Origin of the sequence: Limnobacter sp. SAORIC-690 (genome assembly GCF_002954425.1) — a bacterium.
GTDB classification, from domain to species: domain Bacteria; phylum Pseudomonadota; class Gammaproteobacteria; order Burkholderiales; family Burkholderiaceae_B; genus Limnobacter; species Limnobacter profundi.
This window is the reverse complement of record NZ_MQVZ01000001.1, coordinates 554964-567598: the sequence shown is the minus strand read 5'-3', so window position 1 is coordinate 567598 and position 12635 is coordinate 554964. Positions and strand designations below refer to the sequence as shown.

At 52.6% G+C, this 12635-nt stretch carries 12 protein-coding genes, 1 tRNA gene and 1 pseudogene; 2 read left to right on the top strand and 12 right to left on the bottom strand.

Features of this window, described 5'->3' with window-relative positions:
* Positions 1-16: 16 nt before the first annotated feature.
* The 5 genes and pseudogenes from ychF to leuA all read right to left on the bottom strand — a co-directional run bounded on the left by ychF (position 17) and on the right by leuA (position 5299).
* Positions 17-1108, bottom strand: a complete 1092-nt coding sequence (gene ychF / locus BSZ31_RS02570; RefSeq protein WP_105027414.1) for a redox-regulated ATPase YchF — start codon at positions 1106-1108, stop codon at positions 17-19.
* Between the two features lie 46 nt (positions 1109-1154).
* Positions 1155-2267, bottom strand: a complete 1113-nt coding sequence (locus BSZ31_RS02565; protein WP_105027413.1) for a patatin-like phospholipase family protein — start codon at positions 2265-2267, stop codon at positions 1155-1157.
* Complete coding sequence (gene pth, locus BSZ31_RS02560) at positions 2264-2857, bottom strand: aminoacyl-tRNA hydrolase (protein WP_105027412.1); 594 nt, start codon at positions 2855-2857, stop codon at positions 2264-2266. The genes BSZ31_RS02565 and pth overlap by 4 nt, the downstream gene beginning before the upstream one ends.
* Positions 2854-3537 (bottom strand): FkbM family methyltransferase, encoded by a 684-nt coding sequence (locus BSZ31_RS02555; protein WP_105027411.1) that lies wholly within the window; start codon positions 3535-3537, stop codon positions 2854-2856. Before BSZ31_RS02555 ends, pth begins: the two co-directional genes overlap by 4 nt.
* Before the next feature lie 92 nt (positions 3538-3629).
* Positions 3630-5299: pseudogene (gene leuA / locus BSZ31_RS02550) on the bottom strand (2-isopropylmalate synthase).
* Positions 5300-5440: 141 nt separating this feature from the next.
* On the opposite strand from leuA, the gene BSZ31_RS02545 reads away from it, so the two are divergent.
* Complete coding sequence (locus tag BSZ31_RS02545; protein WP_105027410.1) at positions 5441-5908, top strand: Lrp/AsnC family transcriptional regulator; 468 nt, start codon at positions 5441-5443, stop codon at positions 5906-5908.
* A 9-nt stretch (positions 5909-5917) separates the two neighbouring features.
* Here the strand turns inward: BSZ31_RS02545 and BSZ31_RS02540 are convergent, their stop codons facing one another.
* From BSZ31_RS02540 to BSZ31_RS02510, 7 genes are all read right to left on the bottom strand, one after another.
* The gene (locus BSZ31_RS02540; protein WP_105027409.1) at positions 5918-6550 is read right to left on the bottom strand and encodes an exopolysaccharide biosynthesis protein; all 633 of its coding nucleotides are present in this window, start codon (positions 6548-6550) and stop codon (positions 5918-5920) included.
* A 105-nt stretch (positions 6551-6655) separates the two neighbouring features.
* Positions 6656-7243, bottom strand: a complete 588-nt coding sequence (locus BSZ31_RS02535) for a 50S ribosomal protein L25/general stress protein Ctc (protein WP_105027408.1) — start codon at positions 7241-7243, stop codon at positions 6656-6658.
* Between the two features lie 101 nt (positions 7244-7344).
* Positions 7345-8298: a ribose-phosphate diphosphokinase gene (locus BSZ31_RS02530; RefSeq protein WP_105027407.1), complete on the bottom strand. Its 954-nt coding sequence runs from the start codon at positions 8296-8298 to the stop codon at positions 7345-7347.
* Between the two features lie 72 nt (positions 8299-8370).
* Positions 8371-8447: transfer RNA gene (locus tag BSZ31_RS02525), tRNA-Gln, on the bottom strand.
* 15 nt (positions 8448-8462) lie between these two features.
* Positions 8463-9380 (bottom strand): 4-(cytidine 5'-diphospho)-2-C-methyl-D-erythritol kinase, encoded by a 918-nt coding sequence (gene ispE / locus BSZ31_RS02520; RefSeq protein ID WP_105027406.1) that lies wholly within the window; start codon positions 9378-9380, stop codon positions 8463-8465.
* Positions 9381-9383: 3 nt separating this feature from the next.
* Positions 9384-9953: a hypothetical protein gene (locus BSZ31_RS02515; RefSeq protein ID WP_105027405.1), complete on the bottom strand. Its 570-nt coding sequence runs from the start codon at positions 9951-9953 to the stop codon at positions 9384-9386.
* 4 nt (positions 9954-9957) lie between these two features.
* Entirely contained in the window at positions 9958-11736 is a 1779-nt protein-coding gene (locus BSZ31_RS02510) for a tetratricopeptide repeat protein (RefSeq protein ID WP_105027404.1), read from the bottom strand.
* Positions 11737-11815: 79 nt separating this feature from the next.
* Here BSZ31_RS02510 and mutM point away from each other — a divergent pair, with 79 nt between their 5' ends.
* Positions 11816-12634, top strand: a complete 819-nt coding sequence (mutM, locus tag BSZ31_RS02505; protein ID WP_105027403.1) for a bifunctional DNA-formamidopyrimidine glycosylase/DNA-(apurinic or apyrimidinic site) lyase — start codon at positions 11816-11818, stop codon at positions 12632-12634.
* The last annotated feature ends 1 nt before the right edge of the window (position 12635 follow it).

Sequence of the window (12635 nt, the reverse complement as noted above, 5' to 3'; positions counted from 1 at the left end):
CAGGCTTGCAGCTTGTTTAAACATTGAACAGGAAGTTCAGCACGTCGCCGTCTTTCACCACATACTCTTTGCCTTCAGCGCGCATTTTTCCAGCTTCCTTGGCACCGTTTTCGCCCTTGAACTGAATGTAGTCATCGAACGCAATGGTTTGGGCACGAATAAAGCCGCGCTCAAAATCGGTATGAATCACGCCAGCGGCTTTGGGTGCAGTGTCGCCAATGTGAATAGTCCACGCACGCACTTCCTTTGGGCCTGCGGTGAAGTAGGTTTGCAGGCCCAGCAATTTGAAGCCCGCACGAATTACTCGGTTCAGGCCAGGCTCGGTCATGCCCATGTCGGCCAGGAATTCCATTTTGTCGGCATCTTCCAGGTCGGCTATTTCAGCTTCAATGGCGGCGCACACGGCAACCACCGGGGCATTCTGCTTGGCTGCGTATTCCTGCAAACGCTCAAGGAACGGGTTGTTCTCGAAACCAGTCTCGGCCACGTTGGCAACGTACATGGCCGGCTTTGCTGTGATCAAGCCAAAGCTTTTGATGGCGAACAGTTCTTCTTCATCCAGGCCCAATGCGCGCACGGGTTTGGCTTCGTTCAGTTGCGCCTCACAACGCTGCAAAATGGCCAGAATTTTTGCTGCTTCTTTGTCATTTGCACGTGCCTGTTTGGCATAGCGGTGCACTGCCTTTTCAACGGTGCCCATGTCAGCCAAACACAATTCGGTTTCAATGGTTTCAATGTCGGAAAGCGGGTCAACCCGACCATTGACGTGAATGACGTTGTCGTCTTCAAAACAGCGAACCACGTTCACGATGGCATCGGTTTCGCGAATGTGAGCCAGAAACTGGTTGCCCAACCCTTCGCCTTTCGAGGCGCCTGCCACCAGGCCCGCAATGTCCACAAATTCAACCGTGGCGGGCAAAATACGCTCGGGCTTCACGATATCGGCCAACTGTTGCAAGCGAGCGTCGGGTACCTCGACCATGCCCACATTGGGTTCGATTGTACAGAAGGGGTAATTTTCTGCAGCAATGCCAGCCTTGGTGAGTGCGTTGAACAGGGTGGATTTACCGACGTTGGGAAGGCCAACGATGCCGCATTTGAGAGTCATGAGAATTCGCTAAGTGCTTAATTGAATGGGGTGAATTGTACCGCGCCTAGCGATTCACGTTGGCAAGCCACGTTGAAAAGTCTTCTGCCATGCGTTCGCTTTCGCGAATTGCTGCCTGCCACAGCGGTATGCGAATACGGTGATCAAATTTGTAACGCTTGAAATCGCTGCGATCCGGAATTTTCTTCGCGGGCAGGCGTTTCACAAACTCGGGCGAAGGGCACACCAAAATCATATTGCTCATCCACTCGGGTTTGGCTTTGCGTACTTTCAAAAACTTGTCCAGCCAGCCAGGTGTAACCGTGGGGGCGAAGTGCGGGTACAGCACCAAACCATCCAGCCGGTGATAGGGGAGGGCCAGGTGATAATCGGTCAACCCGCCATCCCAGAATGGGCCCTCGTGGTGTTTCACTTCTGGGTGGCCCTCGCGCAGGGCATGGGCAATTTTATGAACCGGGTTCAGTACAAACGGAATACTGCCGCTGGCCAACAAGGCATCGTGAATGTTCAATGCATCCAGATCTTCGATTCTGGTGGGAATACGATCAAAGGGCTGCTTGAGCCAATCGGTGTGGGCTCCCGGGCTTTGGAATACCCAACGCTCGAAATAACTGGAAAGGCGGTTGCGGTTTACGCTGTTGGCCAACACTGCGCTTGCAAAACCACGCTTGCGGGCGCGCTGCTGTTGCGCATGGTGCAGTGGCGTTAAGCCTTTATTCACCCACACCAGCAATTCTTTGCCCGCAGGTTTCACCATATGCTGTGCTTCATCGGCCACCACGGCCTGCACCATGTTTTTGCATACACGGCTAATCTCGAATCTGTCCACGCCTTTGTCGTAGTTTTGCGCTTCCACATATTGTTGGGCAACTCGCTTGAGTGTGGCTTCGGGGTTGCTGCTGGCAGCCGCTGCCATGCGCCATGCACCGATAGATGCACCAATTAATTGCAATGGTTTTACACCATTTGCGGCACGGCTTTCCAAGTGCGCTGCGCCCAGCCAGTCGTTGAACAAATACTGATCCAGCCCTTGCAAAATCAAACCTTTCGGACCACCCGCGGCAGCGGGGATGGCGCAAATGTCTTCCGGCTTTAGGCCCTTGTTGGCAATGTGCGCTTTGGCGCGATCGCCCAAAATAATCTGTATGCTGCTTCTCATGCGCACTCCGTGTGAATGTGCGTGGTGGCCTGGCCAATTTGTCCCTTCAATATTAACTCGGTGTGTTTCAGCAGCACATCGATTGACTTGTCGATGATTTGCTGTTGCTCGTTGCTTGGGCGGTGCAATACAAAGTCCGCCACCCCCTGTTGCAGGTTCAGGCTGCGAGGGTGGCCAATGCCAATGCGTGCACGCCAGAAATCATTGCTGCCCATGTGGGCGTGAATATCTTTCAAGCCATTGTGGCCAGCATGGCCACCACCTTTTTTCATCTTGATTTGGCCAGGCAGCAAATCGAGTTCATCGTGCGCGACCAGAATTTCTTCAGGCTTGATTTTGAAGAACTTGGCCAGAGCACCAACGGCCTGCCCGGAGCGGTTCATGAACGTGGTGGGAAACAGCAACCACACGTCTTCACCTGCAAATTTAATGCGCGCCAGGTCGCCAAAGAAACGCTTGTCGCTTTGTAAAAATACGTTGTGCTTGCGCGCAAGCGCCTCCAGATACCAAACGCCCGCGTTGTGGCGTGTGTCTGCATACTGCGGGCCAGGGTTGCCAAGGCCAACGATCAGCTTGATGGGGGTATTCACGATTCTAAAACGGCAATTGCGTCACGGGTATCGTCAATGATTCGATATCCGTGAGTTTCGAGTTTCTCTCGTATCTTCTTGAATTCTGAAGCAGGGGTATGTACTTTTTCAAATTTTATGATTAAGGGTTTGATACGTTCAAGATCGAGCATTTTGAGAATTTCATGATCAAATCCTTCAGTGTCGACTTGTAGGTAGTCCACTGAAACAAGCTCTTGCTCCGCTATTAAGCTCATTAGTGGCTGGCAGGGAACAATTTCCGCCTCAATATCTTCCTCTTTTACATTGTGTTTGAGTAAGTGATCTTTGCTAAAAGAGGCGATACCTGAGCACCAATCATCGTATTGGTCTACGCGATCCTTTGATACGCGATAAATTTCGGCTGTGGTTGCAGTTGGGTGTACTGCCATTCTCACTGGCTTGATTTGCTTGTGGTGCTTGAAGTTCAAACTAAGTCGCTCAAACATGTCCGGCAGAGGTTCGACTACTACACCTTTGCACCGATACTTCGTGACGATTGGATATAGATTATCAAAGCTGATGCCGTCGTTCGCACCAATTTGAAGGAAGGTCAAAGGACCTTTTTTGTTAATAAGTTGTTCTAGTAAATGGGGAGTTTTGCCTATCTTTTGAATCTCATAGCCTTTTTTGTACAGCCATTTGTTTAAAAATCGTCTCATCAGGTCGCCGCCTAGTCTTTATTCAAGGTAAACCGCGAGTGTATTCGTTCTGGCTTCGAATTGTCGAGAAGGTCAATTAACTTGACCTCGATTCAACGAATTTCGACTAGGATTGGCATCACCACCCGTCGCCATGCACTCACCAGCGCCATCAAACTGGCAGTGGTGATGTTGTCGTGAAAGCCCACACCAAACTTGCTGCCGGGCATGTTGGGTACGCTCACTTCAATAATCGCCATGGCCTTTGATTTTGCGCCTTGGCCTACACTGCGCTCCTCGAAGCCAACTATATCCATGGGCACACCAAGGGCTTGCACCGCGGCATCCAGCGGGCCATTGCCCACGCCTTCAAGGCGCACAATTTCGCCGTGTTGCTGTACGGTAATCTCAATGCCTTGGCCGCCTTCGGCATCAAACACTTTGTGGCTGATGTAGCGCGGCTGGCTGTCGTCGTTTTGCAAATAGGTCTGCTCGAAAAGAGTCCACAGGGCAGGCGACGTCATTTCCGCAGCGGTGCTGTCGCTGACCTTTTGCACCACGCTTGAGAATTCCACTTGCATGCGGCGTGGCATGACCACGCCATGTTCACGTTCCAGAATGTAGGCAATGCCGCCTTTGCCAGACTGACTGTTGACACGAATCACGCTGTCGTAGGTGCGGCCCACATCCACCGGGTCGATTGGCAGGTAGGGTACCTCCCAAATGGCATCGGGCTTTTGAATATCGAACCCCTTTTTGATGGCATCCTGGTGCGAACCGGAAAACGCGGTGTACACCAAATCGCCCACATACGGATGGCGGGGGTGAATGGGAAGTTGTGTACAGCTTTCCACCACACGGGCCACGGCATTGATGTCAGAAAAATCAAGGTTCGGGTGCACACCTTGGGTGTACATGTTCAAGGCCAAAGTCACGATGTCGACGTTGCCACAGCGCTCACCATTGCCGAACAGGCAACCTTCAACACGTTGCGCACCAGCCATCATGGCCAGTTCGGCGGTGGCCACGCCTGTGCCGCGGTCATTGTGGGGGTGCACGGAAAGCACCACATGCTCGCGACGATTCAGGCGCCTGTTCATCCACTCAATTTGATCGGCAAACACATTCGGTGTGCTCCATTCCACCGTGGTGGGCAGGTTGATGATGATCTTGCGATTCGGCCCGGCTTCCCACGCTTCAATCGCGGTGTTGCAAGCCTGCAAAGCCACATCCAGTTCAGTCATGTTGAAACACTCGGGCGAGTACTGCAAAACCCACTGGGTTTCAGGGTGTGCATCAGTGAGTTCTTTCACTTTTTGCACGCGCTTTTTCACCATGTCGATCACTTCAGGCACAGTCATGCGGAACACCGTATTTCTCCACACGGGTGCGGTGGAGTTGTAGATGTGGATGATGGCGCTTTTGGCACCAATCACCGATTCCACTGTTCGCTCGATAAGATCGTCACGAGCCTGGGTCATGACCATGGGGGTGACGTCGTTCGGAATCAAATTGTTGTTGATCAAATGCCGAACCACGTCGAAGTCGATTTGGGAGCAGCCGGAAAGCCCACCTCGATTTCCTTGAAGCCGATGCGCACCAATTCCTTGAAGAAGTCCAGTTTGGTGGCCACACTCATGGGTTCAAAAATCGCTTGGTTGCCGTCGCGCAAATCGGTGCTTAACCAGATTGGCGCATTCTCGATGGCCTTGTTGGGCCATGTTCTGTCGGGCAGGTCCACTTTGTAAGCGGGACGATATTTGGTGGCGGGGTTCTTCAACATGCTGCTTGGGCCTGAAACGTGAATCGATGAAGAACAGTGTAGGCTTTAAGCTGTGAAATATGATTGCGTTTATTGCCTGGAAAATGTTATTAATTGGCAGATAATTGCAAGAATAGCTTACTTAGAGGCATTAAAAACGAAATGCAGGAACTTGACCGCTATGACAAACGAATTTTGGCCCTGTTGCAGACCGATGGGCGAATCAGCAACCAAGACCTGGCCGATGCCATTGGTTTGTCGCCTTCGCCATGTCTGCGCCGCGTGAAAGCGCTTGAAGAAGCCGGGCTGATTACCGGCTACCGCGCCTTGGTGGATGCGAAAAAATTGGGGTACAGCCTGATGGCGCTGATTTACATTTCAATGGATCAGCACACACCGGAACGCTTCGCCAGTTTTGAAGGTGCGATTGCAGCCATTCCCGAGGTGCTGGAATGTTTGCTGATTACCGGGCAGCAGGCCGATTACCAGTTGAAGGTGATTGTGGCCGACATGGACGGCTACCAGAATTTGCTGTTGAACAAAATTACCCGCATTAAAGGTGTAACTGGGGTGCACACCAGTTTTGTATTGCGCAGGGTGGTGGATAAAACGGAGGTGCCAGTAGATTAACTTGCAAGCTCAGTTTTGCAACATGTTTTGAATCATCATGCCGCCGCCACCAATTAGCACGCCGAAGTACACGATTGAGGCCACATTGGCCAGATGCCCCAAGAGCACCGCGGCACCGTCGCGTTGAATCAAGCCCACAGCCAGAAACAGCAGGGCAATACCCGGCACGGTGTTGGAGAACGGAATGAAGCCAAAGGGTGCCATCAGCAACACGGCGCCCAGAATCAGGCCACCGTCATTGATGATGTTCATGCCTCGGCCTGTGGTTAGCCAGGCCATGCGGTGGGGTTTACTGATTTTTTCAAGACGTGGAATCCACACCAGGCCTTTTTCAAGCGCAGTGCGCAGTTTGTCGGCGGGCAGGGCGCGTTCTTTGAAGCGCTTGGGTAACCACAAAGTTCGACCGAAAATTCTGCTGATGCCAATCAGCAAAATGGCTGCGCCAAAAATGGTGCTGACACCCGGAATTGATACTGGCACCATAAACACCAGCGTGAGAAATGCCACCAATAGCAGCATGCCGTCGCGGCCTACCAGATTCAGAATTTCACCAAGGCTGACCGTGCTCATGGGCAGTTGTGCGATCACTTGTTTAATTTGATCGCCCAATGGCAATTCATCGAAATTGGGTGTGTTGTTCACTTCGGGTTTTGTGCTTGATTGATGAATGAGCCCACATTGTGCCCATAAAAAAGCCGCTGAACTTCAGTGCAGCGGCTTTTTCGGTACTAAATGGACTTCGAGGGTTTACTCGTCGCCGCCCTTGGCAGCGCCAGCCTTGATTTTCACTGTAACCAGCGACAGGTCTTGCTGACCGTGGTTGGGGATGCTTACACCTTCAGGGAACTGCAGATCAGTCACGTGGATTGAGCGCTTGGTCACGTCCAATACGCTGCAATCGACGGCGATGAATTCTGGCAGGTCTTTGGGCAAACATTCGATTTCGATCTGGTTGGCCACGAAGGTAACCTGACCGGCATACAGCTTGACTGCTGGGCTTTCCAGGTGACCTGAATAGTGCAAAGGCACATTCATGTGGATCTTCTGGTTACCGTCGATGCGCTGGAAATCGATGTGCAGCAACTGTGGCTTGTAAGGGTGTGACTGGAAGTCGCGCAGCAATACTTGCTGTGACTTGCCGTCGATTTCCAGATCCAGAATACTGGAGTGGAATTTTTCCTTTTGAATTGCGTGCCACAGGGGGTTGTGTTCAATTGACACAGCCTGAGCTTCCTGATTAGCGCCATAAACAATGCCAGGTACCTGGCCAGCACGACGCAGGCGGCGGCTCGCTCCGGAACCCTGCTCTGTGCGGGATGTTGCAACTACTTTCATGTTGATTCTCCAAATTTGACTTCACCGCGACCAGTGAAACCAAGTTATGCGGCACTTGAAGGCGTCCGCAAAAAAGCCCAAAACAACTTGTTACCTAAAACTTAATCAATAAACAGCGAGCTGACCGAGTCAGAGCGAACGATGCGGCGAATTGTTTCAGCCAGCAGTTCATCTACACTCAGAACACGAATGGTTTTGCTGTTGTTGGCTTCCTCAGACAAAGGAATGGTATCGGTAACCACCAGTTCGTCGAGGTCTGATTCTTCAACACGTTGAATGGCACCACCCGACAACACAGGGTGGGTACAGTAAGCCACTACTTTTTTCGCGCCGTTGGCTTTCAGGGCTGCAGCGGCTTTGCACAGGGTGTTGGCGGTGTCGACCATGTCGTCCATGATCACGCAGGTGCGGTCTTTTACATCGCCAATAATATTCATTACTTCGGCCACGTTGGCGCGGGGGCGACGCTTGTCGATAATGGCCAAATCGCAGTTCAGGCGTTTTGCCAATGCGCGGGCGCGAACCACGCCACCTACATCGGGCGACACAACCATCAGGTTGTCGAGGTTTTGCTTCCACACGTCGCCCAGCAGAACGGGCGATGCATAAATATTGTCGACGGGAATGTCAAAGAAACCCTGGATTTGGTCTGCGTGCAGGTCCATGGTCAGCACGCGGTCAACGCCTACAACCTGCAGCATGTTGGCCACCACTTTGGCAGTAATTGCCACACGTGAAGAGCGAACGCGGCGGTCTTGACGGGCATAGCCGAAGTAGGGAATGGCTGCGGTAATGCGGCCTGCTGATGCGCGCTTGAGCGCGTCGATCATGACCATCATTTCCATGAGGTTGTCGTTGGTGGGGGCGCACGTGGATTGCAGTACAAACACGTCTTTGCCGCGCACGTTCTCGTTGATCTCGACCATGACTTCACCGTCTGAGAAACGACCTACGGTAGCCTTGCCCAGCGGAATGTTCAGCTGTTTGGCCACTGATTCAGCCAATGCAGGGTTCGCATTGCCGGTGAAGATCATTAGACTGCTGTCGGTTGCCATTGTTTACCCCGGGGCTTGACGTGTGCGTTGGCGAAATAAAAAAGGGCCAACCGGTGGCTGGCCCTTTGGTTTTGGCAGAGGAGGAAGGATTCGAACCTTCGAATGCCGGAATCAAAATCCGGTGCCTTAACCAACTTGGCGACTCCCCTAAAACTTTTATCGATTCAGCTTGGTTTGATTTTGCATTCAAACAACTGCCCACGCTGTAATTCAGGCGCATCGGCGACTGCTGCCACTGCGGTGCTAAGTTGGCTTGGGCTGGCAAACAAAGCAAACATGGCGGAGCCGGAACCTGACATTCGAATCAATTGCGGGTTGAGCTTTGCAACACAGTTTGAAAAAACACCAAACTGCTGTTCCCATTCCGGGTAGTTGCGTGACACAACAGCTTGCAAAGCATTCTGTGTGTTGGCTTGCAGGCAAGCCATCAACTCACTATTCATTCGGCGGGCCGAATCGAAGACCGCTATTTTGACGTCACTTGAGTTGCGTGTCAATTGCGGATCGCTAAATATTTTGGGCGTGGGGCAAGAAAGTGGCGGTTTGTAGACAATTAAATGCCCTGAAATGCCCTGAATTGGTGTGATTGCCTCGCCAATGCCTTCGACAAAAGCACTGCTGTCCTGAAGAAAGAAGGGCACATCAGCCCCAAGCGTCAGGCCGATCGCAGCCAGTTGTTCAGGTTCAATCGGGTTTTGGTGGTGCTGTTGCAGCAGGCGCAGTACAGTGGCAGCGTTGCTGCTGCCGCCACCCAAACCCGCCTGTTCCGGAACTTGCTTGTCGACATGAATGGTCACTGCGTAGCCCATTCCAATGTTGGCGTGGGCATAAAAGGCCTTGCAGGCGCGAACTGTCAGGTCAATTTGTTCAGGAATGTGAACAAGGTCACCACTTCGCTGAATGACCAATTCACGGCTTGAATTGGTTTGCACTGACATTGAAACCTGGTCCCCAAGCGTAATTGGGCAAAAAATACTTTGGAGCAGGTGGTAACCATCAGCCCTTCGGCCTGTGATGTGCAAAAACAGATTGATTTTCGCGGGCGAAAAGGCCGAGAGTTTGGCCGGGCTGGGAACGTTCACGCTTTATTTGCCCAGGGTGCCTTGCGGAATCAGGTCGATACGGCCTGACGTGTTGTTCTCAATAAACACCACGCGGTATCGGCCATTCTGGTTTTCCCAAGCCCAGTTGGTGGGCAGTGTGGGTAATTCATTGGGGTTCGGGTTTTCCATCCACTGCACCAAGGCTTCAGCAGGCAGTTCAACCGGAAACATCAAATCGAACAGGCTTTGCCAGTCTTTGGCCAGATACACCCGGCCATCTGCGGCCCGGACTTCGTAAAAATTACCCAAGCGTTTTGCGCTGCCCAGCGAAGGGCCCAATGTGGAGCTGACTTCCAGGTAGGCAATTTCAGGGGCTTGGCTTGGCCCAGTGCGGCCCGAACGCCATTCATAGGTGCCCGAAATAGAATCAGCTTCAATTTTCCCGTCGGCTTGTTCAACTTTCCAAATCAACCCAAAACGTCCGTAGTGGCAGCTTGACTGGATCGACTTGCAATCCACTTCAGTGCTTGGGTTTTGACCCAAAGTGCTGCAGGCAGCCAGGCTTGCGCCGATCAAGCCGATACAGGCCAGGCGCAATGTTGATAAAGCCATGAACTTAAATTCCCTCAAGCTGTTGAACCAGTTTTTTCAATGCTTTGCTGTCTGGGTAACGAACGGTCAAGCTGTTTCCGAGTTGACGTGCTTCTTCTTTTTTTCCGGACTTGAGCAACACTTCAAGCAGGTGCAGACCGATTTCTTCGTCCTGGCGCAGACCAAAGGCTTTTTGCAACGTTGCTTCAGCACTGTCCAGCTTGCCCAAGCGGTAATGTACCCAGCCCAGTGAATCGAGAATGAATGGGTCGTTGGGAGCCAGTTCCACTGCCTTTTTAATCAACTCGTAAGCTTCTTCCAGCCGAATATTATTCTCGGCCCAGGTGTAGCCCAAAGCGTTGTAGCCGTGTGGGTTTTCAGGGCGAACTGCGATAAGGCGCTTTAGGAACTGCTCCACACGCGGCAGGTCGTCTTGCCGCTCAGCCACCATGGCACGCTCGTAAAGCAGGTCGGGTTGGTCCGGGAAGTTCAGCAAGGCCAGTTCAAGTTCGGTGGCGGCTTCAGCAGGTGCTTTTTGCGATTCCGCCAATTGCGATTTCGCCAGTGCCAGTCGCACAGACTCATCTTCATTCTTGGGTTTGAATTGATTCAGTACCCGCTTGGCGGACAATGCATTGCCCTGTTTTTCGAACAAGGCTGACTTTTTCAGTTGTACATCCAGATTGTCGGCTGCATTGGGCGTGGTGTCCAACCACTTCAGGGCGGCCACATAGTCTTTGCGTTCAAGTGCCATGTCAGACAGCGTGGCGTGTATCAGCGATTCGTTCTGGCGTTCTGCCGGTGTGGTTTTGTCCAGATAAATCTTGAAGTGCTGCTCGGCGGCTTTGTAGTCTTTGAGCTGTGTAAGTACAAAGCCCTGGCTGGAATACAGGGGAATGTTGTCGGGTTGAAGCTCGATCATTTCCGCAAACCGTTGCCGTGCTTGCGCCCACTGCCCAAGCTGCGTGTGGTTGCGAGCCAGGTAAAGGCGCGCACCAAACCAGTTGGGGTGCAGTTGCGCTTGTTCGCTTACCAGTTGCATGGCGGCATCCAGGTTGCCGTCGCGTTTTTCCATGAACTGAGCCATCAGCACATAAAAACGTTCTTGTGGCGATTTGCGCAATACGTTTTCCATGTGGCCCACAGCCTGTGGGTACAACTCGGAATTGTTGGCAAGCTGGGCGAGCAAGGTTTGTGCTTCCAGATCATCGGCATTGTTGCCGAACAGCTCGATACCGGTTTGGTACGCTTTGTTTTTGTCGGGAATGCGCTGAAGCATGTCCAACGCAACTTTCTCGGTGCTGGAACCCCCAAGCCCCGGGTTTGCGGTCTCGGCGGTTTGCACATCGGCCAAGAAAGCCTTGAGTGCAGGCATTGCCTCATCGACCCGGTTGGTGCCCAGTTGCAGCAGCATGATGGAGCGGCTGGCCTGTTTGTCACCGGGTGACAATTCAGACCACACTTGGGCTGCGCTCAAGGCCAGGTCCAATTGGCCTTCAGCCAAGCTGATTTCGACCGCCCTTTTTGCAAGATCGGGATCGCGCTGTTGTTTGGCCGCCTCGGTGTATGCCAGCGTGGCAGAATACGTGTCGCCGCGTTGGCTGGCAATTTCAGCGGTAAGCAGGGCAAACAGTGGGTCTTGTTTTACCATGTCGGCCACACGGGCCTCATAGGCTTTTTGCTCGGCAGACATTTTCTGTTGCGCCGGTTCGCCCTGTTCAGCCGGCACGGTGGCGCAGCCTGTGGTGAGGCTGGCTGCCAGAAAAAATACCGGGCCTGCGATGGTCCATTTAAAACAAGTCATACTGTTGAACCCAATGAAAAACTGGTGAATCCACGTTTATTTTTATCACATTAACAGATGCGCGTGCGCGCTTTAGCTTATGCCTGAATTACCCGAGGTAGAAATCACCAAAAGAGGCGTAGACCTGCATTTCACAGGGCAGCGCCTGTTGGCTTGCACCGTGCGGCAACCCCGTTTGCGTTGGCCCGTGCCGGTTCAAGTGCAAAGTTGTGTAAAGCAGATATTGCAAGGCGTGGAGCGCCGCTCGAAATACATGTTGATGGATTTCGGTGGGCAAGTGTTGGTGGTGCATTTGGGCATGTCGGGTTCCATGAAAATTGTGAGCGCCAGCACTCCGTGGGACAAGCACGATCACATTGAATGGAATTTTGGGGAGAAGGTTCTGCGTTACAACGACCCGCGCCGCTTTGGCAGTGTGGAGTACGTCGAAAAAGCGCCGGGTTGGGAAAACAGTTTTATACGGTTTGCAAAACTGGGGCCTGAGCCTTTCAGTGAGGCATTCACACCCGAATCGTTTTTCAAGGCCACGCGCGGCAAAAAAGTGTCGATCAAGGCCTTGCTGTTAAGTGGGTTTGCTGTAGTTGGTGTGGGTAATATTTACGCGTGCGAGGCGCTGTTTCGCAGTGCAATCCGACCCGGTAAAGCCGCAGGGCGGCTGAGTAGGGCAAATACGCAGGCCTTGCATGCAGCGGTGGTTGCTGTTTTAACTGAGGCGATTGAGCGGGGTGGTTCAACCCTGCGTAATTTTCAAGCCATTGATGGCGAGTTGGGACATTTTCAGTTGCATTGTGATGTGTATGGCCGCGAGGGGCAGCCTTGCAAGCGCTGTGGGGGCACTGTGAAACGCCGTGTAATGAACCAGCGCAGCACGTTTTATTGCGCGCAATGTCAGGAATGAA